At 40.1% G+C, this 25,108-nt stretch carries 17 protein-coding genes and 1 other RNA gene; 9 read left to right on the top strand and 9 right to left on the bottom strand.

What is annotated here, in order from left to right; genetic code table 11:
- The 7 genes from LKM37_07505 (at nt 1) to mnmA (ending at nt 9,766) form a co-directional block, all read left to right on the top strand.
- Complete coding sequence (locus LKM37_07505; GenBank protein MCI1720831.1) at nt 1–4,656, top strand: translocation/assembly module TamB; 4,656 nt, start codon at nt 1–3, stop codon at nt 4,654–4,656.
- The gene (locus tag LKM37_07500; protein ID MCI1720830.1) at nt 4,653–5,531 is read left to right on the top strand and encodes an MBL fold metallo-hydrolase; all 879 of its coding nucleotides are present in this window, start codon (nt 4,653–4,655) and stop codon (nt 5,529–5,531) included. Before LKM37_07505 ends, LKM37_07500 begins: the two co-directional genes overlap by 4 nt.
- Nucleotides 5,531–6,247: an SAM-dependent methyltransferase gene (locus LKM37_07495; GenBank protein ID MCI1720829.1), complete on the top strand. Its 717-nt coding sequence runs from the start codon at nt 5,531–5,533 to the stop codon at nt 6,245–6,247. The genes LKM37_07500 and LKM37_07495 overlap by 1 nt, the downstream gene beginning before the upstream one ends.
- Nucleotides 6,248–6,289: 42 nt before the next feature.
- Nucleotides 6,290–6,685, top strand: a complete 396-nt coding sequence (gene folB, locus LKM37_07490; GenBank protein MCI1720828.1) for a dihydroneopterin aldolase — start codon at nt 6,290–6,292, stop codon at nt 6,683–6,685.
- Between the two features lie 29 nt (nt 6,686–6,714).
- Complete coding sequence (gene mtaB / locus LKM37_07485) at nt 6,715–8,118, top strand: tRNA (N(6)-L-threonylcarbamoyladenosine(37)-C(2))-methylthiotransferase MtaB (protein ID MCI1720827.1); 1,404 nt, start codon at nt 6,715–6,717, stop codon at nt 8,116–8,118.
- A gap of 259 nt (nt 8,119–8,377) precedes the next feature.
- Nucleotides 8,378–8,477: signal recognition particle sRNA small type (ffs, locus tag LKM37_07480), an RNA gene on the top strand.
- A 26-nt stretch (nt 8,478–8,503) separates the two neighbouring features.
- A complete protein-coding gene (gene mnmA, locus LKM37_07475) occupies nt 8,504–9,766 on the top strand; it encodes a tRNA 2-thiouridine(34) synthase MnmA (GenBank protein MCI1720826.1) in 1,263 nt (420 codons plus the stop codon).
- Nucleotides 9,767–9,779: 13 nt separating this feature from the next.
- Here the strand turns inward: mnmA and mltG are convergent, their stop codons facing one another.
- Nucleotides 9,780–10,853, bottom strand: a complete 1,074-nt coding sequence (gene mltG, locus LKM37_07470) for an endolytic transglycosylase MltG (protein MCI1720825.1) — start codon at nt 10,851–10,853, stop codon at nt 9,780–9,782.
- Nucleotides 10,854–10,883: 30 nt separating this feature from the next.
- Nucleotides 10,884–11,789 (bottom strand): glucosaminidase domain-containing protein, encoded by a 906-nt coding sequence (locus LKM37_07465; GenBank protein ID MCI1720824.1) that lies wholly within the window; start codon nt 11,787–11,789, stop codon nt 10,884–10,886.
- Nucleotides 11,790–11,832: 43 nt separating this feature from the next.
- Here LKM37_07465 and LKM37_07460 point away from each other — a divergent pair, with 43 nt between their 5' ends.
- The gene (locus tag LKM37_07460) at nt 11,833–12,315 is read left to right on the top strand and encodes a cytidine deaminase (protein ID MCI1720823.1); all 483 of its coding nucleotides are present in this window, start codon (nt 11,833–11,835) and stop codon (nt 12,313–12,315) included.
- Between the two features lie 379 nt (nt 12,316–12,694).
- On the opposite strand, the gene LKM37_07455 is transcribed toward LKM37_07460, so the two are convergent.
- From LKM37_07455 to LKM37_07430, 6 genes are all read right to left on the bottom strand, one after another.
- A complete protein-coding gene (locus LKM37_07455; protein MCI1720822.1) occupies nt 12,695–15,379 on the bottom strand; it encodes a carboxypeptidase-like regulatory domain-containing protein in 2,685 nt (894 codons plus the stop codon).
- A gap of 7 nt (nt 15,380–15,386) precedes the next feature.
- Complete coding sequence (locus tag LKM37_07450; GenBank protein ID MCI1720821.1) at nt 15,387–16,304, bottom strand: GLPGLI family protein; 918 nt, start codon at nt 16,302–16,304, stop codon at nt 15,387–15,389.
- Nucleotides 16,305–16,308: 4 nt separating this feature from the next.
- Nucleotides 16,309–17,487, bottom strand: a complete 1,179-nt coding sequence (locus LKM37_07445; protein ID MCI1720820.1) for a hypothetical protein — start codon at nt 17,485–17,487, stop codon at nt 16,309–16,311.
- 18 nt (nt 17,488–17,505) lie between these two features.
- A complete protein-coding gene (locus LKM37_07440; protein ID MCI1720819.1) occupies nt 17,506–18,423 on the bottom strand; it encodes a GLPGLI family protein in 918 nt (305 codons plus the stop codon).
- A gap of 1 nt (nt 18,424) precedes the next feature.
- Nucleotides 18,425–19,918: a TlpA family protein disulfide reductase gene (locus tag LKM37_07435; GenBank protein ID MCI1720818.1), complete on the bottom strand. Its 1,494-nt coding sequence runs from the start codon at nt 19,916–19,918 to the stop codon at nt 18,425–18,427.
- A 224-nt stretch (nt 19,919–20,142) separates the two neighbouring features.
- Nucleotides 20,143–21,147, bottom strand: a complete 1,005-nt coding sequence (locus LKM37_07430) for a GLPGLI family protein (GenBank protein ID MCI1720817.1) — start codon at nt 21,145–21,147, stop codon at nt 20,143–20,145.
- 86 nt (nt 21,148–21,233) lie between these two features.
- Here LKM37_07430 and LKM37_07425 point away from each other — a divergent pair, with 86 nt between their 5' ends.
- Entirely contained in the window at nt 21,234–22,487 is a 1,254-nt protein-coding gene (locus tag LKM37_07425; protein ID MCI1720816.1) for a hypothetical protein, read from the top strand.
- Here LKM37_07425 and LKM37_07420 read toward each other — a convergent pair.
- Nucleotides 22,433–25,096: a hypothetical protein gene (locus LKM37_07420; protein ID MCI1720815.1), complete on the bottom strand. Its 2,664-nt coding sequence runs from the start codon at nt 25,094–25,096 to the stop codon at nt 22,433–22,435. The genes LKM37_07425 and LKM37_07420 overlap by 55 nt on opposite strands.
- Nucleotides 25,097–25,108 lie beyond the last annotated feature (12 nt).

Raw genomic sequence — 25,108 nt, 5'->3', positions numbered from 1 at the left:
ATGCGCCGCGCTTTACATATCATTGGCTGGGTAATTGTGGGCCTTGTGTCTCTGCAAATTATGGCCTATATCCTGCTGCAGATTCCGGCGGTCCAGACATGGACAGCACATAAAATTGTAAAGTCGCTTACAAAAGACATTCACGGAAAAGTAAACGTAGATAAGGTTTACATCGTCTTTTTCAACAAGGTTCTTGCAAAAAATTTCTCTATTGTCTCAACGGACAGAACTCCCCTTTTGGACTCCCTCAAGAAAAATTTTCACCAGTCGGATACATTGGTTGCCGCTAATGATGTTGTGGTAACCTTCAAATTATCAGGCCTGCTAACAAAGAATATAAGTATCCGCTCAATTAAGGTAGAGGGTGGAGTCTTCAATTTGCAGGATGAGACTGAGAACACTAATAATCTCGACAGAATTTTCCCGTCCACCGGAAAAACCAGTACAAGCAATCCCTCTTTTAAACTTAAATCTCTAACTGTCAAGGATTTCAGATTTAATCTTAATTCCCCTTACAGATGGGACTTTAAGAGCAAAAGGCCGGATGTTGCAGATTTTGCAGACTTGCAGCTCAAAGGCATTAACGTTAAGGCAAAAAATATAAAGTATAAAAACAGCACTCTAGATGCCAATATCCTGAACATCAGCGGTACCGATAAAAGCGGATTTGGAATAAATTATTTTACCGGAAAAGTCACCGTAGGTCCAAAGCTTACAATGATAAAAAACGTAAGGGCAGGGCTTGGAAGAGGAAAGTCAAAACTTATAGCTGACTATTTCTCAATGGGATACAGCAATGCACACACTTTTAAATATTTTACTGATTCAGTGGTTCTTGGGGCAAGATTCAGGCAAAGTTTCTTGGACTTTAAAACAATAGGAAGCATTGCGCCGGCTATGGTTGGAAGCTCTCTCGCCATGTATCTGTCGGGAGAAGTAAGGGGCACCGTAAGACATTTAAGAAGCAACAAGCTTATTGTCTCTTCCAAAAGCGGTCAAACATTTTTGTCTATAGGAAATGTAAGGGTAGACGGTCTGCCGGATGCAGGTAACACGGTTATATCTGGAGATGTAAATAGCTGCACCACAACCGGAAGCGACCTTGCGGAAGTAATTGCTTCTATTGATAATTCTCAAAAAATCGCCTTCCTGCAAAACCTTACTCCGTTCACAAAATATAACTTTAGCGGAAACGTCAGCGGAAAATTCGACAATCTGTTTGCGCAGGGTGAGTTATCCTCTGCGATTGGAGTTATCTGGCTGAGTACCAGAATTAAAAGAGGAGAGGCCGCAGGAGGAGGAACTCAAGTAGAAGGCTACGTAGATTCTCAAAATTTTGACCTTGGCGCCATGACCGGAAACAGGTTGCTTGGCTCTGTTACTGCAAAGGCAGTGATGAAAGTTAATACCGGCGGCAAGGGAGGAGTCTCTGTCGCGATGGATAGCGTGAAGGTTAACAAACTGGTATACAAGGGATATGCATACTCCAATATTTTTGCAAAAGGCAAATACCAAAATGAGAGTTTTGATGGAAAGGTAATATGCCATGACCCAAATCTGGATATGTTGTTCCAGGGTTTCATCTCTCTAAAGTCCAACACTACACACAAATACAACTTCTACGCAAATATTCCTTATGCAGATTTGGCTGCCATTCATCTGGATAAACGTGATAGTATTTCCGTGCTTAGCACATCTCTGCAGGCAGACTTCACTCAGTCTCCAAAGAATGATGTATTTGGATATTTGAATGTAGATAACGCTTCATATACAAACAGTTCAGGAGATTATGAAATTGGCCCGGTAAAAGCCATATCCAAATTTGAAGCGGATAAATACGTAATAGATTTTACCTCAAATTTTGCAAAGGGAGAATATGAAGGAACGGGAAAGGTTACAGATTTCATAGGGAAAATCAAGTCATTAATTATTTACAAGAACTTCTCAAATCTGCTTGGGTATAAGAGCGACAGGTACTTGAGAGAGCACGGTTACTCTACTACCGGGGAGAAGGGTTCTGACTATAACTTGATTCTGCAAACATTTAACACACAGGGTATTTTTGCATTGGTGGCACCCGGACTTTACATCCAGGACAGCACATATCTTAGAATGAGAGTGACGCCGGAAGATCATTACAGACTTATTGTTAGGAGCGGCAGAGTTGCATATAAACAAGATTACTTAAGGAAGGTAAGAGTGTATGTTACAGACCAGGATTCATTAATGTATGCTAGATTGTTTAGCCAAGATGCGCGCGTGCAGGGATTCAAAGTAGACAGCGCTATGATTGTATCTACGGGGCGCAATAATCTGATGGATGTATCTGTCAGATTCAGAAATGATTCCACCGGCACTAACAACACCCACATGAACACTCTGGTTTCCTTCCTAAAGGATACCGTGCTGATGGTGAACGGCCGCAACAGAAGATTAATGTCACCTGTTAATTTTGCAATCAAGCCATCTGATGTATCGCTAAAAGGAGAAAAATGGAACTTTACCCCAGCCTCAGTTTTATACTCTGACAGTTTAATTGTTGTAAATAATCTGCAGATTAATAATAAGAGGCAAAACTTTACGGCAAACGGAACTTTATCTAAACAAATCCCTGATTCATTGGGAATTAAGCTAAATAATTTTGACATAGGCTTTGTGGATTTGTTCTTGGAAAAGCCATTTAATCTGCACGGTTACTTCTCAGGCAAAGCAAACTTCTCTCTCAATAAAAACACAAACAAAATGTTTGCGGAGATACGCGGAGATTCAGTATCTGTTTACGGAGCTCCGGTAGGAGACATGCTGCTTCTTGGAAAATGGTCAGAACCGGAGAAGAGATATAACATATTGTTAAAGACTGATTTAGAGGGAACATCAAAGCTGGCGGTGGACGGATATTATAAGCCGGACAGCTCTTATGTTGATATGCACTCCACTCTTAATGACTTGTCGCTCACCTATTTTGAGCCGTTTTTATCATCTGTCGCGACAAAAACATCCGGCTATATAAATGGAAATATAAGGCTATACGGGCCTATAAATAAGCTGGTTCTGACAGGGACAGATTGTTTCTTCAAAGATTTTCATTTTGTGCTTGATTACACAAAAGTACCATACACAATTAATGGTCCGCTTGTTATAAACGAGAATGGTGTCTTCCTTAAGAATGACCAGCTCAAAGACCAATATGGAAATACCGGAACTATCTCTGGCAATGTAACTTACAAGAACTTTAAGAACTTGAAGCTCAATACCAGGATTGCCCTTGACAATCTGCAATGCCTGAATACTAAAGAGAAAGACAACCCCGATTTTTACGGAGACGGCTTTGCGAGCGGAACAGTAAACATAAGCGGTACGCCTGAAAAAATTCTGCTGGATGTTAATGCCAGGACGGAGCCCAACACCCTTGTACATATCCCTGTATCAGGCTCTTCCAGCGCAACAAAGACCAACATACTAACTTTTGTAAAAGAGAAAAAATACTTTAAGATAGACCCATATGACACATTGCAGCTCTCCGCTCCAAAGGAAGTCTCCGCCCCTACTGAAATTGTTGTGAAACTGCAGTTAAATGTAAGTCCGGAAGCAAATGTATGGCTGGAAGTTAACAAGTCCACGGGAGACATTATTAAAGCAAACGGGACGGGACAAATTGGAATAGAAGTGGATCCTAAGAAAGATGTCTTTGATCTTACGGGGAATTATAGCATTGAACACGGAAGCTATCACTTTGTACTGCTGGGAATTGCAGCAAGGGATTTTGAAATTCAGCCGGGCGGCAATATTACATTTAACGGAAACGTAGAAGACACAGATTTGGATTTGACTGCGCTGTATAAAACCAAAGCCTCTATAAATGCCTTGATATCAGATACTAGCTCTGTGAGCAGCATGAGAAACGTTACATGCCAGCTTGGACTTAGCGGAAAATTGTCAGATCCTCAGATGAAATTTCACATTGACATTCCGGACCTGGACCCTACTACAAAAGTTAAGGTTTCAAGCGCACTAAATTCAGATGATAAAGTCCAAAAACAGTTTGCCTCCCTTATTGTAAGCGGAGGCTTTGTGCCGGATGAACAGTCAGGTATATCTTCCAACGCCACAGTACTTTACTCTAATGCATCTGAAATGCTGAGCGGACAATTAAACAATATATTCATGCAGCTGGGCATTCCTCTTGACCTAGGATTAAATTATCATCCGGGGGACAAGGGATCAACGGATGTCTTTGATGTTGCCGTTTCCACACAATTGTTTAACAACAGAGTTATAATAAATGGAAATATAGGAAACGACCCGTACACGGGAAACAACGGCAGAGATGTTATCGGAAATATAGATGTGGAGGTTAAGCTGGACAAAAACGGGAAACTAAGGATGAACTTCTTCTCGCATGCAACAGACAGATACTCAAACTATTTGGATGAAAGCCAGCGCACGGGACTAGGAATTGCATATCAGCAAGATTTCAATTCATTTGGAGAATTATTCCGCAAAAAGACTCCGGAACAAAAAGCTTTTGACAAAAAAATAAAGGCGGAAGATAAAGCAAAGCGCGCGGCTGATAGAGCAAAGAGAATAGAGGCAAGAAAAGCAAAAGCAGCAGCGAGGGAAGCGGAAAAAAGAGCCGCAAAAACAGTTGAAAAATGAAAAACACAATAACATTTTTGGGAACTGGAACATCATCGGGAGTACCGATGATTGGATGCAGATGCTCTGTCTGCAGCTCCACAGATGAGAAGGACAAAAGGCTCAGAGCCTCTGCATATATTGAATATGAGGGATTTAAAATCTTGATAGATTGCGGTCCGGATTTCCGCCAGCAGGCTTTGCGCGCCGGAATTTCTGAACTTGACGCAATTCTTTTAACTCACCAGCACAAAGACCATACGGGAGGATTGGATGATATAAGAGCGTTTAATTTCCTGCAAAAGTCTGCTTTTCCAATCTATTGTGAACCAATGGTTTTAGAGAGCTTAAAGAAGGAGTATTCTTATGCCGCATTCCATGTTAAATCTTTGGATGGAACAAGCTTGGAAAGTCTCTCAAAAGATTCCTCATACCCCGGCTCACCTGAATATGAAATAAACCTAATAAGCGATAAGCCGTTCACCATTACAAAGAATATTAAAGACCCGCGTACCGGCCGTTCAGAAGAGAAGTCTTTGAATATAACTCCCATTAGAGCAATGCATTACAAGCTGCCGGTACTAGGTTTCAGAATTGGAGATTGCTGCTATGTAACGGATGCAAATTACATTGCGAAGGAGGAATTTACAAAGATGAAAAAATTAAAAATATTTGTAATCAACACAGTAAGAAGGACAAAACATATCTCCCATTACTCTCTGCCAGAGGCGCTTGATGTGATTGCAAAAGTTGGAGCACAGCAAAGTTTCATAACGCACCTGTCACATCAAATGGCTGATGATGAACAAGGTATCAAAGGCACTCACAGAGATTTGCTGCATGAAATGCCGGACGGAGTGCAGCCTGCCTATGATGGTTTAATTGTTGAATTTTAATGAATAACAAAAGAGGCATATTATATCTGATACCTTCTCCGCTTGGTGACAATCCGGTAGAAGAGGTTATTCCTTCCTACGCAATTGCAAAGATGTGCTCTCTGAAATACTTTGTTGTTGAGGAGATTAGCACAGCGCGCAGATATCTGTCGAGAGCCGGATTAAAAGGAAAAATAGAGGGGCTGCAGTTCTATGAGCTGAATGAACATACTGAGCCTGAGGTTGCCAGAGGGTATGTAAAACTGCTGCTGGATGGAAATGATGTGGGTATTATTTCAGAGGCCGGACTTCCTGCCGTTGCAGACCCCGGCAATCTGCTTGTAGCGGAAGCTCAAAAAAATGAGATAGAAATAGTTCCGTTTGCAGGACCTTCATCATTAATGATGGCCCTGATGGCCAGCGGATTAAATGGACAAGGTTTTGCCTTCAACGGATACATTCCTGTGAAAGAAGGACCGCGCCGTGCAAAAATAAAAGAGCTGGAAACACTCTCAAAACGTACCGGGCAAACTCAAATTATAATAGAAACCCCTTATAGAAATGACGCACTGCTTGCAGATATGCTTGCCGTATGTAGCGGTGGCACAAGACTTTGCATAGCAGCTGATATTTCACTCCCGACAGCTTATATAAAAACCAAGAGCGTTGCAGAGTGGAAAGAACTTAAAGAGTTCCGCATTAACAAAAGGCCGTGCGTGTTCATACTTCAAGGATAAAAAATTCTGCACTACTAAACAAACATTACTAAACCTACAAACATGAAAAAAATTAGTTCTGACAACACCTACAGGATAGAACTCGTTGACATGGAGTTCTTTGCACATCATGGCTGTTTTGATGAAGAACAGATGATTGGCAATAAATTTCTTGTGAATCTAAAAGTGGAGGGTGATTTCAGGAAGGCTGCCTCTACGGATAAAATATCAGACGCGCTTGATTATCAAGGGTTGTACAAAGTTGTTAAAGATGAAATGGGCAAGCCTTCCAAACTTTTGGAGAACGTATGCAAAAGAATCATTGATTCTATTGCATCAAGATATCCGCAAATAGAAAAGGCTGAATTAACTGTAGATAAGCTAAATCCACCACTTGGAGGAAAGTTGTACGCCTCCAGCGTAACTGCAAATTACACAAGAAATAAAACAAATAAATAAATTCTTACGGCAATTCCTCTCTGCACAATATGACAACTCTGAATAAAAATAAAACTGTCGCGATACTAACACTTGGCTGCAAATTAAATTTTGCAGAATCTTCCGCAATTGCACAAGAGTTTAAAAAACACGGTTTTACAGAGGTTGAACACAATGAGTCCGCAGATATTTATATTGTAAACACGTGCTCCGTAACAGAGCATTCAGATAAAAAATGCAGGCAGTCCATACGCAAGATGCACAAGCAAAACCTTGCGGCGCCAATAATTGTGACAGGCTGCTATTCCCAGCTCAAGCCGGAAGAAGTATCTAAAATTGAGGGAGTTTCCGCTGTCATAGGACAGGAGCACAAAGGAGAGATTTTCCAATTTGCAGAGAAGATGTTGCTAAAATCAGCGACCACAGCGCAAGCAGCCAACAAGCCAATAGCTCAATCTAACAGCAGGCCAGTCACAGAGTCTGGCAACAAGCCAGTTGCAGAGCATGCCTTTATATATTCCTCTGACATACTCAAGACAGCAAGCATCTTCCCGGCATACTCCTATGGTGAGAGGACTCGCTCATTCTTAAAGGTTCAGGACGGCTGCGATTACTATTGCACCTACTGCACCGTTCCTCTTGCCCGCGGACACAGCCGCAGCGTACCTGCAGAAATTGCAGTTGAACAGGCCAGAACCCTGGCGGCGGAGGGAGTTAAAGAGATTGTCCTAACCGGCGTAAACATAGGAGATTACGGGCGGGACATGAAAAAAACTCAATGTTCCGGAACGGCAGATAACATTTCAACAACAGCACCAGATTACTTTCTGCAGCTCCTTAAAAGTCTGAATGCAGTGGATGGAATAGAACGTTACAGAATCTCCTCAATTGAACCCAACCTGCTGCGCCCCAACATAATAGACTGGATAGCAAGCGGAACAAAATTTCAAAATCACTTTCACATTCCACTGCAAAGCGGATGTGATGCAGTCCTTGCAAGAATGAAACGGCGTTACAATACAAAGATGTTTGCGGAAAAAATTGCCTACATCAGAAATAAGATGGGAGATGTCTTCTTTGGAATTGACGTAATTGCCGGTTTTCCAGGCGAAACTGAAGAGGAATTCATGCAGACATATAACTTTCTATCTGAAGAAATAAAGCCAGCATTTTTGCATATTTTCCCCTACTCCCGCAGAAGCGGAACAATAGCCGATTCCATGCCTGACCAAGTTCCTGAAATAGTCAAGACCAACCGCGTAGCCGCCCTGGAAAAACTATCAGATAAACTTCATGCAGATTACATAAAACGCTTCAAAGGCACCGAGCAGGAAGTTCTGTTTGAAGCGGCTGAAAAAAACGGTAAAATGTCCGGATACACAGGAAATTACATACGCATAGAATCTACGTATAACCCCGCCCTCATTGGCAAAATCGTTAAGGTAAAACTCTAAGTAAATAATCTATACGGCCGCAGGCCCGCAATGAAAATCTCAAGCGGAGCGGCGAAGCCGCGTAGCCGCGCCGGAGGCGCGTGCCTCTCCGTGGCGAAGCCACGTAAACCCCAAGGCGGTGCAGTGCTTTGTACTGCACCGCTCTGCATGCGAGCAAAGCGAGCATGCAGTTCTCGCCGGGCCGTACGCATGCGCTGCGCAGCAACGCATGCATGCATCGCTTTTGTTTTTTAAAACAAAAGCGATATCTTTGTCGCCGGGGTAAGTCATATACGACCAGCTCCTTCAGAACTCCCCCAGGGCCGGAAGGCAGCAAGGGTATGAGGTTGTAGCGGTGCGATATATGTAGCTTGCCCCTTTTTTTATTTAGCGGCAAGCTTTTTTCATGAAAATCATAGTTGGTTTAAGCGGCGGAGTAGACTCCAGCGTAGCGGCATATCTCCTTAAAAAACAGGGATATGACGTGGAGGCTCTGTATATGCAGAACTGGCATGACATAACCGGCACACTGCACGGAGAGTGCGAGTGGGAAGAGGAACGTGTTGTAGCAGAGATGGTTGCAAAGAAGATAGGAATCCCTTTTCACTTTGTAGATTTAAGCGGCGAGTACATGAAACAGGTTGCAGACTACATGTTTGCAGAGTATGCCGCAGGCCGCACTCCAAATCCTGACGTCCTGTGCAACAGCAAAATAAAGTTTGATGCCTTCCTTAAGCATGCAATAAGTCTTGGCGGTGATTTTGTCGCGACAGGCCATTATTGTAAAAAAGGAGAAATAGAGACTCCTAATGGCAAGATATACAGAATATTTGCCGGAGATGACAAAAACAAAGACCAGAGCTACTTCCTATGTCAGCTCTCACAAGAGCAGCTGGCTAAAGCAATTTTTCCCCTTGGAGAATTAACAAAGCCTGAGGTGAGAAAGATTGCAAAAGAGGCAGACCTCCCGTCCGCGGAAAAGAAAGATTCTCAAGGTATTTGCTTTGTAGGCAAGGTTGACTTGCCTGTATTCCTGCAGCAGAAATTGAAGCCCAAAGAGGGTAAAGTTGTAGAAATTTTCAAAAAGGATTTTCCTGCAATTGATGAAAGAAGAATTTCTGAACTTAATGCGGCATGCGCAACAAATGAACTTAACGCGGCATGCACAACACAAAACAGTGTAGAATCTGTCGGGAGCATTGAAACAAAAAATCTTATAAAGCTCTCAACTCCTGTTAAATACAAAGAATCAGACGGAAAAGTTATTGGAACTCACATTGGAGTTCAGTATTATACAATTGGTCAGAGACACGGATTGAATATTGGCGGACATCCCGGCTCAATCTTTATAATTGCCACAGATATAGAGAGTAATACAATTTATGTTGGAGAAGGAAGTGATCATCCCGGACTTTATAGAAAGGGACTGATGATTAAAAACTCTGATGTTCACTGGATTAGAAGGGACTTGACAATGAAGGAGGGAGAGAGCAGGGAGTATCTTGTACGCATCCGTTACCGTCAGCCGCTGCAGAAAGCAACTCTGTATCAGCGAGCAGAAGGGTTATTCATTATCTTTGAAAAGCCGCAGCGCAGCATAACGCCAGGACAGTTTGCCGCATGGTATGAACCTGCGGAACTGGAAATGCTGGGGAGCGGAGTGATTTAAGAAGCGGAGTGATTTAGTTAGCAGCACCGGCAGCAGCAGCTCGTTTTGCACGCTCAAGGGAGTCCAGAACATGCTGGTACTTGCGGGCATTGGCGGCATGTTCTACGTCCGTCACTGCAAACAGGTGAGTTCCATTGAGTTTTGGATTTGCGCAGAAATACATATAGTTAGTCTTTGCTGCATTCAGCACACCGTCTATTCCTGCCTTGCTTGGGATTAAGATTGGTCCCGGAGGAAGGCCAGTGTGTTTGTAAGTGTTGTATGGAGAATCTACCTGCAAGTGTCTGAACAGTATTCTTTTAATGGTTTGATCATGCAGCGCAAATTTAACCGTCGGGTCTGCGCACAGTCTGTCGCCTTTATGATATCTGTTAAGATAAACGCTTGCAATATTCGGATACTCAGGAACATAATTGCTCTCATCACAAACAATTGAAGCAAGCGTAGAAACTTCCGGTTTTGTAAGACCCATTGCCTGCGCCTTTGCAACCCTGGAAGCATCCCAGAATTTATCATACTCCGCCTTCATCTTTGCAATAAATTCTGCAGGAGTAACAGTCCAATACATCTCATAACTGTCTGGAATGAAAAGAGTTAAGAAATTATCTTTGTTCAGGCCTAAAGATGCAAGCACGGTAGAATCATTGAACTCCGTTATAAATGCCAGAGAATCAGCCTCCATCTTGCGTCCAAGAACTGCGGCCAGTTTCTCTTTGCTGCGGATTGTTCCCGCAATTGTAACCGTAAGGGCATCCTGATATCCGTGTTTGATTGCTCTAACTAGCTGTATATTAGTGGTTGTGGTCTTTAATACATAACGTCCGGGCTTAACGTGTCCTGGCAGACCCTCTTTATTGGCCACCTTAACAAATGAAGCCATGTTCTTTAACTTAGGAGCAAGTGAGTCCAGAAGAGTCTGGTAATCAGAACCTGTACGTAAGTACAGCACACTGCTCTCCTTAATATTCTTCTTATACCTATTGTAGTATTTAGTGAAGTTAATGCTGATAAAAACTGCACCGGCAAACACCAATGCAATCAGCACATAAACCACGGCCTTTCCGCCTTTATTTTTTCTCTTTGTCATAATATATTAATAATCAGCCTCCCGACAGATTTATTTTTCCTCTTTTTTATATTTGCTTCTCATCTTATCCAGGTAAACAAGCGTGCCAGCATTTAGCTTTGCATCCTTGTCCACATTATTATAAGAATATATTTCTCTATTAAACAGATGATACTCCTTTGCTATCCCCTCGTATGTATCTCCCTCTGTAGAAACAATATACGGCCTTCCGTTGTCTGAATAAATCTGACGGTCCATGGAGAAACTGTAGAGCGGGCTCACCTGCATTGGAACCGCATCTTTTAAAATCCCCTCTTGAGCCTGCTCAGTTTCAGCACTTTGCATCTCTTCCGGAGTCATGTCCGCAACCGTAATTTCATCTGAATTGCCGCTGTCAAAACGGGTCAAATCATAATCCTCAATTATCTGAATCAGCTCGTTTGCATAACTTGGATTGGTTGCATAGCCGCATGCCTTAAGACCTTTTGCCCATCCAACGTAATCCTTTATGTCCAAGGCAAATAGAGAGGCATAACGTTTCTTGCCGCTCAAATACTTTGAGTGGTCCTCAAAGGATTCAGAGGCATCTGCATATTTTCTGAAACACTCTTGCGGAGCGTCATCATCATGCAGCATAGTCTCCCCCTTCCAATCATCATGACACTTAATTCCAAAATGATTATTTCCAATGGTGGCAAGTGTAGATTTTCCGTCGTTGCTCTCCAGACATCCTTGCGCAAGAGTTATGCTTGCCGGAATTTTATACTTCTTCATCTGGCTGATAGCCATATCTTTATACTTGTTGATATAGTCTATCCTGTCTTGCACTTTTGTTGTAACCCCTATGCTTTTTAAAATCACATCTTCTTGTGAATAAAGAACTGTCGGGATTAAAAAAAATGTAAAAGCCAGCAAATAAAGAGGTCTTAAATATATGTGTTGTAGTCTAATTTTCATTCTCCAAACCAATATGGCTCAAAATTACTAAATTTGTGATGATATGAAGAAAAAAATAACAATTGAATATCAGGTGCTTGAATCGGCAAAAGAGCTGAACAGCGCTGATTCTGAGCTTCTTAACAGAGCCATTAAAATTGCGGACGTTGCGCATTCCCCCTATTCACAATTTAACGTTGGCGCTGCGGTGCGTATGGACAACGGAGAAATACTAGCCGCTTCCAATCAGGAAAATGAAGCATTTCCTTCCGGCCTTTGCGCAGAGCGTTCTGTTATTTTCTATGCTTTTTCTAAGTATCCCGATAGTTTTATTTCTGAAATTGCTATTGCGGCCAAACACAACGGCGCGCTAACTGCCGAACCCACAAGACCTTGCGGCGCCTGCATCCAGGTAATGCTAGACGCAGAAAAAAGACGCAAAAAGCCCATCAAGGTAATCCTTGGCAGCGCCAACCAGATAGAAGTCATCAACTCCATCCATGACCTTCTTCCCTTCTCCTTTGAAAATTTACCCAAGCGCAAATAGCTCATAAAAAATATATACTTCCACAGCTACGCTGATTTAATCATATAAGTGTTGCTGTCGCCATTGTGTATCAATAGTTTACAGTTTGGCCGAATCTGTAGGATCGGCCGAATTGTAACTATCTGATTCACAGTTCCGCCTACAGAACTTTTTTGATAATCTCCCAGCGGAGCGGCAAAGCCGCAAAGGAACGCGTACCCAAGGCCGCAGGCCCGCGACTGCATTTCGTTTGGAAAATAATCTCTCAGCGGAGCGGCTGAAAGCCGCGCAGCCGCGCCGGAGGCGCGTGCCTTTCCGCGGCGGTAGCCGCGTTAACCACAAGGCATTACGCCGCTTTGTGGCGGAATGCTCTGCATGCGAGCAGAGCGAGCATGCAGTGTCATCTCAAAGAAAAACTAACGGTAAACAGCACTGACAGCGGCCGCAAATCACAGCTGTAGCTGTATGAGTTGATGCTGTTGTAGTAGCTTGTATTATAGGACTTTGTGTAGAACAGATTGCGCGCGGAAATAATGTATTCTACCCTTTTGCGCTTATAAGATACAGATGCGTCAGCAAAGAACATGTTTTTGTCGCCGGAAGTAATGCTGTTGTTATAGTAATGCTCGCCTGAAACTTTTATCACCACGCTTTTTGCTATGCTCGCGTCCAGAGTTAGCTTCTCCTTTACTGCATCTATGCTCTTAAGTTTAAGTGATGAATTTTCTATGCTAGTCTTATAAGTTGAGTATGTTATATTATAGTCATAATCAAAGTTATACCCTATTCTACCCGTAATCTCAAATGAACAGTTTTTGGATGTGTAGCTTGTTTTTAGAATGTCTCCGTTCCTGTAAACTTTGCCGTTGCTCTTGGACATTCCGGCAGAGAGCGTGAAGGTGGTTGCAATGTCATTGAATCTTTTGCTTATGTTTCCGTTAAGGCCGTAACCGCTTGAACTGTTGGATATCTCATAGCTCTTTATTCTGCTCAAATCTCCGTAAAAGACATTGCCGTACATGAGGTTAGATTTGTTATGCCAGTAGCTTCCCGACAGTGCTCCAAATACAGATATGAGGGCATTGCCATAATTAAAGCTTGCGCTATAATTTTGGTTTTCATCTTTGGGCAGAATTCTCCCGGTACCAGAAACAGACCTGTAATCCTCTATTATATAGCCGCTGTAAACATCTGTAAGCCCGCCATATACAACCCTATATTGTCCGGACGCAGAGAATTTTAAATCTTCCGTAATACCAAATCTCAAGCTCATTGTTGGGCAAGCGTCCAATTTATTCATGTGGAATTTGCTATCGGCAACCTTATCATTGTATCCCAGGTATTTGTACCTGACGTATGGGTTTATTGAAAGAATGAAGTTGTCATAATTTATTGATACATAAGGCCCCATGTCAACTGTAACCGACTGCAAATTAATATCGTTCCTCAGGGAGTCGGCAACACTGCCACCCTCAATCCAACCGCCAACGCCACCAGCATTCTTCAAGTAGCTCATACCGCTAGTCATCCTGTCCGCCCAAGCACTTGCAGAACCAAAAATGCCAAAGTGCCAATTGTTAAAATCTCTTCCAAACCCTGTGCTTAAATACCCTGATAACCTGTCAGTTGTAACCTTCTGTCTGGACATTATGGAAAGAGTATCCGGCAAGCCAAAGACTGAAAGGTAAGGATATGGATTCACTCGCAGTGTGGATGGCAGACGGGCATAGCTAGCGTTCAAATCAAAATTTAAAGAGGTTTTTTTCATGGGCTTTACATAGGAGAAATCATTTCCTATGTAAAACGTAGGTGATGTAAACTCCTGTTGCAAAGTGTTTACGGTACTGCGGGATTTATTCCATGTGCCTGATATGTTCAACTTGTCTTTTAGATAAAGACTGTCCGTGTTTGCAGTTAACCAGAAACTTCCTACCACATTATTTTTAACAGTATGCGCAGCTGTATTTTCCGTCACAACCAAAGGGTCCTGATTCTGAAAGTAATACGTGCTTACAGATGAGCCGGCAGAATTGCGTATATCGTGGCAATATTTAATGTTGGTAACATACTCAAGATTCTTTTTCTTCACCAGCATATTTGCAGAGAACGCATGAATATTATTTTTCAAATATCTGCTGCGTGCAATCGGAGGTGACGGAGGAGTTGTAATTCCGCTCATTGCGGAGAGTCCGCCTGTGCTGCCCATGCTTTCAATCTCCGCAGATACATCTATTCCCGTATTGTTAGTCTGGTAATTATCAAATGTTTGAAAGGTTCTTGCAAAATACATTGCGGTAGTTTCCCCCGTCCACATCAGCGGCTTAAATCCTCCGCCAATTGTAAATGTCTCATTAAAAGTTCCTTTGACTTTCTCCTTAAGATGCAGATTCATAGCCACCATATCAGATGCAACTTTATTTTTAAGCGCCTTCACCGGCTGATGAAACTCCATCACGTCCACTTTTGCTATATCCTTGGCTCTTACATGATTAGTGGCCACTCCGTAACCCGCATCCAGCATATTCAGTCCCTCAATGTATAGAATGCTCACATCCTTTCCGTTGTAGGCAATTCTTCCGTTTTCATCTACTCTTACCCCAGGCATCTTTTTTAGCACATCCCCAATGGAGCGGTCTCTCAGCGTATCTATGTAACTGTTAACATAATAACTGATTGTATCTCCGCGTCTTCTCAGAGGCGGGGCCTTTACAACAACTTCCTTTAATTTTAATGCTCCGGATTCAACCCTTATAATCAGATTATTATCTGATTTTGCAGGGACCAGAATGTGCACAGCTTTTATATTCATTCCGGTTGCCAGCAAGCGCAAGGTATCAGCATTACCGCTGTAATGCAATGTGAATCTGCCGTTTTCATCAGTCAGCGTATAATCAATCATCCCCTTTCCGCTCCTGTTCTGCAAAATGACATTGATATCACTCACCCCCATACCGCCCTTAATTTCACGCACATGGCCGGACAACACTATCTGAGCTTGTGCCGTGTTTGCAAGGCAGCATATACATAATAAGCTGATGATAAATGCTATATAATCTTTTTTCATCCCGACAGATTTTGTTTTCATTAAAAGTCTATTCCAGTTCCAACGGAGGAATGTATGGAGTTCTAAAACTTGCATAATCCTCTTTTCTAACAAGTTCTGAAGTGGGTATCCCATTGTTTTTATAAAGCTTATATGTGTAACATTTATGCAGTAATGCAATTGATATAGGGTCATCCCACTCCATTTTTTGTAATGCACGCAATTGTTTCCTAGTAATTTTTTTTATGAAGAATTTTTCATGCCCTTTTGTTTTGCCGTAAGCAGGATCATATATGTAAATGTTTCCGATTTCTTGACTAATCCCCGTTGCCTCCCAGATGAACCATCCTTTATCATCCGTTACTTTCATGATAAGACCAGGCAGTCCATTGAATTTCCACGGACCGTATGTTGTTGGAATCTCTTCAGTAAACCACACCTCATAACTCCTTCCTCTAAAAGTAGTTGTAGCAATTTTGCATTTGTACCCCATGATTTCTTCAAACCCATCTTTAAAACTCCACTTAAAGTGCGGCAATGATTCTGTGTATTCATAGTCTGTATCAAAGAGTTCTGTTCTGCATGTTAATGTACCCTTCTTTGGGTAATTAAGATATATGTCTTCATACCTTTCCGGTTGTCCGGAATAAAAAAACATATTGGAACTATGCCCTTTTCCGTTTGCCGTATTAAGTGCATTGCATACAGAAGAGTCCTGCTGTTCAGCAAGTACGCTGTAATATCTTGAGAACTCTTTTCCTATTTCCAGTTTTTCAATGTCAATCTTACGGCGCTTATTTGTTGTATCTCTTATGTATGTGAAGTTATATGTTACAGATAGGTTGTAAGAACCTATTGGCTTTTTGCTTGCAATATCCCTCCCGTATGGTGAAAAGTATTGAGCATTAAGAGGTAATGCCGTAAAAGAAAACAAAAAAAGAGTAAATATAAATCTTAAATGTTTCATGTTATTAGTGTTTGACATATAACCTTACTCTACCTTTTTTACCCCAACCAACTGATGAATTATTAATTATTGGATAAAAAAAGCAATTAGCTAATATATAATCAGTTGTGTCTTTTTGATTGCTAAATTTTAATTCAGGTTCTTGTCCACCAAGGAACATCTTATATGCCTTTCCTGTCTTTTTATCGTAACAACAATAGTTTATATATCCACATGGAGGAAAGCTATAGAAAGAGAAAAATAGATAATTTTTTGTCTCCTGTATTTTCCCGATTCTGTAATAGTGTTTTTTTAATTTGAATATTTCTGTGTCAATAATATTTACACCATAGGCATCAACAAGTTTCCTTAGACTATTTTTTGTTTCAAAAACATATTTTGGAATAAACCGATTGCCGGAAATGCAATATACTGTGTCAGATAAATCTTTAACATACAAGCTGCTATTGTAATAGTAGTGCCATGATTGAGGAAGAATAGCAACTTTATCAACGCCATTGTATTTATCCATAGTTTTTTTTGTGGCATCAATCTTATTATTTCTTCCCATCAACACATAATTGTATGGAAGATTTCCAGCCCAATAAGCGTAATGCACAGCTAGCCTTCCGTCAGGTAGAGGAATTACATCATCGCATATTTTCCCCTTTGACATTCCATTCAACTCTGGATGTCTTTTTATATCTACAGACGATATGCTAAAATATCCCAGGTACTTGTTGTGATAATCGTATTTCTGCACTATGGAATGCAAGTCATCAACTATATATATTATACCATTCCCGGCACCGCCCCTTGCAATACTTGTCTGATATTCACCTTTATAACTATACTGCCCACTTTTTCCAACATAAAATTTGAAATTTCCTGTGCTATCATATAGTGTTACTTTTGATAACGATTGATCATATGTAATAAAATTGTGGTTTTCATCATAAACCATGTAGCCAAATGATACGTCATCATTAAAATGACTGCCATACTTATCTACAATGTATTTATAACCGCTATAAATAGAGTCCATCGGAGGCACAGGACCATTAGGTAAACTATCTATATTTATGACAATTAGACTATCCTTTGCATCTACAGCAGCACTTGCTTGTCTGCATGAATTGCTGCAAAAACAAATAATGCAACATGAAATAAATAAAAGCGCTAACCCGTATTTAATTGCTCTCATTTTTTAGATATTAAAAGTCTATTCCAGTTCCAACGGAGGAATGTATGGAGTTCTAAAACTTGCATAATCCTCTTTTCTAACAAGTTCTGAAGTGGGTATCCCATTGTTTTTATAAAGCTTATATGTGTAACATTTATGCAGTAATGCAATTGATATAGGGTCATCCCACTCCATTTTTTGTAATGCACGCAATTGTTTCCTAGTAATTTTTTTTATGAAGAATTTTTCATGCCCTTTTGTTTTGCCGTAAGCAGGATCATATATGTAAATATTTCCGATTTCTTGGCTAATCCCCGTTGCCTCCCAGATAAACCATCCTTTATCATCCCTTACCTTCATGATAAGACCAGGCAGTCCATTGAATTTCCACGGACCGTATGTTGTTGGAATCTCTTCAGTAAACCACACCTCATAACTCCTTCCTCTAAAAGTAGTTGTAGCAATTTTGCATTTGTACCCCATGATTTCTTCAAACCCATCTTTAAAACTCCACTTAAAGTGCGGCAATGATTCTGTGTATTCATAGTCTGTATCAAAGAGTTCTGTTCTGCATGTTAATGTACCCTTCTTTGGGTAATTAAGATATATGTCTTCATACCTCTCCGGTTGCCCGGAATAAAAAAACATATTGGAACTATGCCCTTTTCCGTTTGCCGTATTAAGTGCATTGCATACAGAAGAGTCCTGCTGTTCAGCAAGTACGCTGTAATATCTTGAGAACTCTTTTCCTATTTCCAGTTTTTCAATATCAATCTTACGGCGCTTATTTGTTGTATCTCTTATGTATGTGAAGTTATATGTTACAGATAGGTTGTAAGAACCTATTGGCTTTTTGCTTGCAATATCCCTCCCGTATGGTGAAAAGTATTGAGCATTAAGAGGTAACGCCGTAAAAGAAAACAAAAAAAGAGTAAATATAAATTTGAGCTTTTTCATATTATTGATTGGTTAAACTGTCCAATATTTTTTTCAATTCCGGAGTGCCGGGGCGTGGGGCGTCAAGGTTGATTATTTTTCCTGTTTTGTCAAATATCAGCATGCGGGGAATTTTACTAAGTCCAATCTCTTTTACGAATTTGCTATTATCGATGTTGGTAATCAGGTAATTATCGCCTCCCTCCTCAGAAATTTTATATTTCTCAATAGCTCTGCGCCAAGTCTCCGGAACTTTGTCTCCAGAATCAAAATAGACAAATGCAATATTTTTTCCCTTGTACTCTTTGCGGAGTTTGAGTGCAGCAGGCATACCGCCAACACATGGCCCGCACCAAGATGCCCAGATATCCAAATAAATAAACTTGCCTTTGTATTTATTAAGCACATCAGACAGAGAAGTTTTTTTACCGCCAACGTTCAATAGTGTGAGGTCGATTGTGTATTTTCCTGAATATGTTGGTTTTACGGCGTCAATTTCCAAGATAAATTCTTTGTCTCCCGATAGTTTTATGTATATTTTACTGCATTTGTCAACAAGTTCCTTAGGATAGTGGTGCCAGCCATATTGATTAGTTGACAAATCAGCCATAGAATTTTTAAGGATAGAAATTCTTGCATATATAGAAATTGTGCTGTCTTGAGAAATAGCTGCAAACCCTTTTTCATCCATGGGGAAATATGCACTTTGAGCTAGATGGTGTGCAAACGTATAGTGCATCATTGAGTCTGACGCAATGATTGGCTTGGAGTAACGGCGAAGAGTTACAAGATTGCCGTGAAGGATGGCAGTTAATGTGTCATGTCTCTTTAAATAATCTGCATACCAATGTGTTATGCGTCTGGAGGAAACAAGAGAATCCAATTTTGCATTGTAATCTTGTTGATAAGATTTTAGGACAATCCTCAGAGAATCAATATTTGGAATTTGATACTCTTTTATATTATAACCTCTTTTCCAACATATATTAATGTCATTGGCATAACAGAGGGTAGATATATTGTAGCCTGTTTTTTTATCTACAGATCTTGCATCCTCTTCCGGCAGATTGTATAGCCATGTATTGTAGGAGGAGCAGAGACTCTTTATAATGGGCCTAAGATTTCGCCCGTATGTAAACAGCACTGTATCACCCGCTTTAAGCATATAGTAGTTGTCCTCCCGTACTTGATTGCGGTGCATAACTTCCGCAAAGCCGTTGTATGTTGGAACAATTAAAGTGTCGCATCCAGACATGCGTGGAAAAAAACTGTGAAGTCTGCGCATGGCATCTACATACTCAACTATGCGCGGGGGCATGATGCTCATAACGCCGCTAGTTAGTTTGCTGGTACCAGTGTGATCGGGGCAATCCTTAAAAATGATTACCACATTGGACGTATTTGAGTGATACCCAATTGCAGCATTCTTTTCTTGTCCATAGCAGGTTGTGCATAGGGCCAGAAGGAAACTCATAATGAGAATCAGGTTGCAGATACAAATTTTTACATTAAACATCTATTTGTCTCCTATTTAAAAAATCCCTGTAAAGATAGTCCTCGTCTCCTCTAAGCCATTCATATAGAGTTGGTTCTATTGGCATATCAATTTTTAGATTTACAAAGCATACTTAAAATATATCATCATGAATCTATCAAAATCTTGCACTTAGCAAAATTGATGATCTCAGTTCTGGCGGAAATGCCTGTTTGTCGTATAGACAAACAGGCACTAAAAAACATTTATTCCAGTTCCAGACGAGGTATGTAATATTTAGCTCTCTTTAATGCTGTTTCCTTTTCGTTCAATATAGAATTGGTCTTAAGGTCCACACGATAATAATTCGTACTTGGATCATGCATCTTCATTAATCCCATAGGGTCCTCCCATTCAAGCTTTTGCATACTCATAACTTGTTTCCTGCTAACCTTTTTGACTACTAGCAATGATTTCTTTGAAGGAAAAGCCTTTGGATCATGTATATATATGTCACCAGGTTTCTGACTTATACCTACCGCCTCCCATTTGAACAATCCGCTTGACTCCTCTACTCTTAATATCAATCCAGGCAAACCATTAAACTTCCATGGTCCGCACGTTACCGGAATTTCCTCTGTAAAATAGACTTTATAGTTTCTGCCTCTAAAATTGCCTGTTGCAACTTGACAGCCATACCCAAGAACTTTAATGGACGAACTGCTGTCTGCTATCTTCCAGTGGAAATCTCCCAGAGGCTCCGTATATTCATAATCCACCCTGCAAATTAGTATCCTGCATGTTACAACACCTTTCTGCTGATAGTTCTGATAAAACATTTCCTGTCTCTCCAATTCAGACGGCTGCATCCACCCAGAATGATCAAACCTGTTTATATACTCACCACGCGCACCATACTTTGACGCATGGGGATGTGTTTTAGTATACTCCCGCTCCTTTAGAAGAATGGAATCTACCTTGTCCGCATTAGTACTATAGTATCTGGAAAAAGCATCTCCTACCTCCAAATTATGCATATCAAAATATTTATGTTTTGTTACAGTGTCAATCGCATACGTGAACTTGTAAGTAACTGAAAAATTATACTTCCCAATCACCTTTTTCACAGCCGCATCTCTGTGATAGACGCCAAACAGTCCGCGAGTGTGAATTTGTCCAATTGTTATTACTGGAGAGAAGTATAAAAATGAACAATAGCCAATAGTTTGATTTTTTTCATAGTAAATCTGTTTTTGATTTTTCTCATACAAATTTGAACAACCTAAAAACAAATCTATGTCTCCAAATTGTCATTTTTTTCTGGGAGACATAAAGTTTTTATAAGTTTACAATTATAATGGAGAAAGTCATTGAACATCTCACTTTTCTAGCTATTCTGGCCATCGTTCCGCTGCAAATGCTGTGGGCTGCAGACACACAGGATACAATTGCCGTGCACCAAAGACATGCAATTAATTTCAGCATTAACGGTGACAAAAGAATTATTGTCCCGGTTAAGGTCAACGACTACACACTAAATCTTATGTTTGATACAGGAGGTGCCGGCAAGGTTGTGATTGATAAGGCAGTTGCAGATTCTATCTTTAAAAATGACAAACTTAAGTATCAAGAAAAAGACATGTCTAATGGGTTTGAGCCTGAACCATTGTACAAGGAGAAACACTTATCATCAACCTCAAAAGTAAGGTTATCCATAGGTGACAAAAATCTCATATTCAATGGATTTACAATAGATAACACAAGGATAAAATATCATATTGACGGATATTTTTCTATTCCGGAGGGAGATAAACACGTATGGGATATAAACTTTGCAAATAATGAAATATCTGTAGAAGACACTGTATATAAAGAAGATAAGTGTATTTCTTACAGCATAAAACACATAAATAAATCTAAAAACTTTTTCATTTCCGGGATGGAGATGAAATTTACACAAGGCTTGTATTCATTAAGTTATTCTGGTGATTTTTTGATTGATACAGGAAATACCGGTGATGTGACATTTTTAGGGAAAAGGGATGACGGCTTTATTGAAAACATAAAAAAACATTCAATCAATTTTGAGTATTTACTCAACTACAGAAGCGGCCAAGTAAATAACATCCTATTTTTTATAAATGAAGCAAATGTTGTAAATGACTCTTTACAAATAATGTATCAGAGAAGTTCTGGCGATTATATAAATATTCTTGGTTTAAGTTGGCTATGGAGATTTCATGTTATTATGGATTTAAGATTTAAGAAAATATACCTGTCAAAAATCAACAACAATAAAAGTTTGGATGATATCAACTTAGAGCAGACAAATACTCAAATGGTAACATACTCAACTAAAGAGGGTTATTTGGCCGTTTGTAATACAAATCCATCCGGACTATTCTATAAAGCTGGTATCAGGAAAGGAGATGTCATAACGAGCGTTAACGGCCGTTCACCAATGTCAATCACGCCAACCTATTTCAAAAAAGAAACTGTCGGGAAAATATTACATTTTAGAATAATTAGAAAAGGTATCAAAATGTCTTTGCCGCCTTACCTCAATGAAAACCTTACGGTAAAAAGTACTGAGAGCGGACGGAGCTTGTAGTTATATTCATAGTCTGTGATGTCTGTAAAGACCCTTCTTTTGAAATTTTTAGTATTCAGCAAGTTGCGGCAGTTAATCATGTACTCGAATTTTCCTTTTTTTATAGATAAATAGGCATCTGCAAAGAACATATTTTTGCTGCCGGATGAGATTCCGTCATTGAAATAATGTTCTCCGGATATGGAAAAGCTGATGCCTTTTGGAAATACAAAATCAAAGTCCATATATTGATGAATTGAATTGACTGCATCCATCTTGAACGAACTATTTTTAATGTAACTTTTGTTCCAGAAGTAATATATATTGTACTTGGCCCCAAATACTTTGGAGATTTTTACATTGAATTCCATTGAAGGAACAATGCTTCTTGTACGTATTTTCATAATCTCCCCTTGCCTTAAGACATGTGAATTATTAACAGAGTAAGAGAGAGGAATAGAAATTTTTGCCTTGCCGTCTAAAAAGCCTTTACCTATTTGCCCGGAAAGTGTATAGCCAGAGGTATTATTATCAATCTCATAGGACTCCACTTTAGAGAGAGAACCATAGTATTTTACTCCATACATAAGATTATACTTTGCATGGCTGCAACTTGCTTTAAAAGAGTAAAATAGTTCTGATATTGCATCTGCATAATCCAATCCGATATAACAGTTTTGGTTACTTATTTTGGATACTTTGCCCTCACTTCCTGAGACCGTTCTGTATTCGCTCATTATATAGCCGCTATAATTTGAATCTCCCATTCCCATAGAATTATTTGCTGAAGCTCCAGCATAGGCCTTATATCCGGGCGAAATCTGATAGTTAACGGTAACACTTGGAGATAGCATCAATTTATGCTGATTATCAATATTGTGCAGTTGCCGGTCATTAATCTTAAGGTATGCAAAATCCGCAGTGCACATCAAAGAAATATTGATATCATCCCTTGCATATGTAACATCTCCCGTAAAATAACCGTCCAGACGCTTGGATATTAGATTGTTATTCAGAGAGTCCGGGGCTGAAGGACCCGATAAAGTCCCTGATGCAGCCGCGTTATCCTGGTACAAAGAGCTTGTCATCTTGTAATGTTGTAATGACACTGCAGGCACACATCCAAAACTAAATTTTCCAACTCTATACTCTATCTCAGCAGAAGAAGAGGCGTTAAACGAGTCAATACCAGTATTTTGCACAGCACTCTTTCCTGACGAAGACACATCTCCAAAGATTTCCGGATATATAACAGGACTAACTCTTAGCATAGAAGGCAAATGAAGATATGAAAGATTTGCACTAAATGCACAACGCGTATTTCCAAAATATTGAACAACAAAAGTATTATCTCTCAATTTATATGCAGGCATCCTCATTCTTTGCAGGCAGGTATCCCCTCCCGTAATAACACTACCATGATTTTTATTCCATTGTGAAGTAAAATCGAACTTATTGGAAAAATAAGATTTTGAGTTGTTTGCAACAAAAGATGAACTTAAATCTATATTGTCCGTACCTGAATATGCATGCGTATTTTCCTTAATATCAATTGGTTCTTTGCCGTCAATATAATAAACCGTATTTGAAAAAGAATTAAACTTTTGAATATCATGGTAATAGTTCAGATTAAACTTTAGTGTGTTGTCTTTCTCCTCACTAAGCTTGAAAATTGAATTAATAGAAATTGCCTGCGTCTTATTGTCCATATATCTGGAAAGTCCGGTATTTGGAGCGCTTGGAAAATGTACATCAATCATAGAACCAATCTCCTGTTTGGTTCCATATAGAGAAGACATTTCAGATAAAATATCACTCCCGCTATTATTACTTTTATACGTTGTAAAGAACTGGAACTTAGATTTAAATTGCATTAGTACCGCACCCGCATTCCACATTAGAGGCCTGTATCCGCCCCCTCCAGTCAATGTATATGCAAACACTCCTTTTGACTTGTTTCTCAATTTTAGGTTCAAAGCCACAGCATCAGAAAAGACTTTATCTCTCATAGATTTTATTGGCTGATGATTCTCCAGAACTTGCACGGCGGCAACATCTTTGGAAGGAATGTTATTTACCGCCAGTCCGTATTTGCTTCCCATCATATCCATGCCTTCTATGTAGAACTTGCTGATGCTCTTGCCGTTGTAGAGTACTTCACCGGAACTTTTAACCGTAATGCCAGGCATTTTTTTCATCACATCCGCAATTGCAAAATCCATAGAATCTCTGTAAGCGGAAACATTGTAACTTAATGTATCACTTCTCCTTGTTATCGCCTTGGGCTTAACCACCACATCATCAAGCTTTAAGGCTTGTGCAGAAACAGTGAAATCAATCTTTTGAGAAATATTTTTTATTCTCCTTTCCACTGTTTTTATGTTGAATCCTGTAATTTTAAGCAGCAAACTGTCGCGATTACCAGAATAATTTACACTGTAATTCCCAGAAGAATTTGCAGACGAATAACTGAGCAGAGACTTGCCGTCTTTGGAGAATAACAACACATTGCTCCCTGCGGCAGGTTCTCCGGTATCTTTGTATCTAACTGCACCGCTTATGTTTACCTGCTGTGCCGCTACGCTACTGCATAACAATAGAATAAGTGCAAGAAGTAATGAAGGCCTCATAATAGCTTACTT

Source organism: Bacteroidales bacterium (assembly GCA_022647615.1).
Classification (GTDB): Bacteria; Bacteroidota; Bacteroidia; order Bacteroidales; family UBA932; genus Egerieousia.
This window is presented reverse-complemented; position numbering and strand designations above follow the sequence as displayed.

Bases quoted from the DNA above. Each gene is read 5' to 3' on its own strand.
- LKM37_07505 (MCI1720831.1), top strand. From the start codon at position 1: ATGCGCCGCGCTTTACATATCATTGGCTGGGTAATTGTGGGCCTTGTG.
- LKM37_07500 (MCI1720830.1), top strand. From the start codon at position 4,653: ATGAAAAACACAATAACATTTTTGGGAACTGGAACATCATCGGGAGTA.
- LKM37_07495 (MCI1720829.1), top strand. From the start codon at position 5,531: ATGAATAACAAAAGAGGCATATTATATCTGATACCTTCTCCGCTTGGT.
- folB (MCI1720828.1), top strand. From the start codon at position 6,290: ATGAAAAAAATTAGTTCTGACAACACCTACAGGATAGAACTCGTTGAC.
- mtaB (MCI1720827.1), top strand. From the start codon at position 6,715: ATGACAACTCTGAATAAAAATAAAACTGTCGCGATACTAACACTTGGC.
- mnmA (MCI1720826.1), top strand. From the start codon at position 8,504: ATGAAAATCATAGTTGGTTTAAGCGGCGGAGTAGACTCCAGCGTAGCG.
- mltG (MCI1720825.1), bottom strand. From the start codon at position 10,853: ATGACAAAGAGAAAAAATAAAGGCGGAAAGGCCGTGGTTTATGTGCTG.
- LKM37_07465 (MCI1720824.1), bottom strand. From the start codon at position 11,789: ATGAAAATTAGACTACAACACATATATTTAAGACCTCTTTATTTGCTG.
- LKM37_07460 (MCI1720823.1), top strand. From the start codon at position 11,833: ATGAAGAAAAAAATAACAATTGAATATCAGGTGCTTGAATCGGCAAAA.
- LKM37_07455 (MCI1720822.1), bottom strand. From the start codon at position 15,379: ATGAAAACAAAATCTGTCGGGATGAAAAAAGATTATATAGCATTTATC.
- LKM37_07450 (MCI1720821.1), bottom strand. From the start codon at position 16,304: ATGAAACATTTAAGATTTATATTTACTCTTTTTTTGTTTTCTTTTACG.
- LKM37_07445 (MCI1720820.1), bottom strand. From the start codon at position 17,487: ATGAGAGCAATTAAATACGGGTTAGCGCTTTTATTTATTTCATGTTGC.
- LKM37_07440 (MCI1720819.1), bottom strand. From the start codon at position 18,423: ATGAAAAAGCTCAAATTTATATTTACTCTTTTTTTGTTTTCTTTTACG.
- LKM37_07435 (MCI1720818.1), bottom strand. From the start codon at position 19,918: ATGTTTAATGTAAAAATTTGTATCTGCAACCTGATTCTCATTATGAGT.
- LKM37_07425 (MCI1720816.1), top strand. From the start codon at position 21,234: ATGGAGAAAGTCATTGAACATCTCACTTTTCTAGCTATTCTGGCCATC.
- LKM37_07420 (MCI1720815.1), bottom strand. From the start codon at position 25,096: ATGAGGCCTTCATTACTTCTTGCACTTATTCTATTGTTATGCAGTAGC.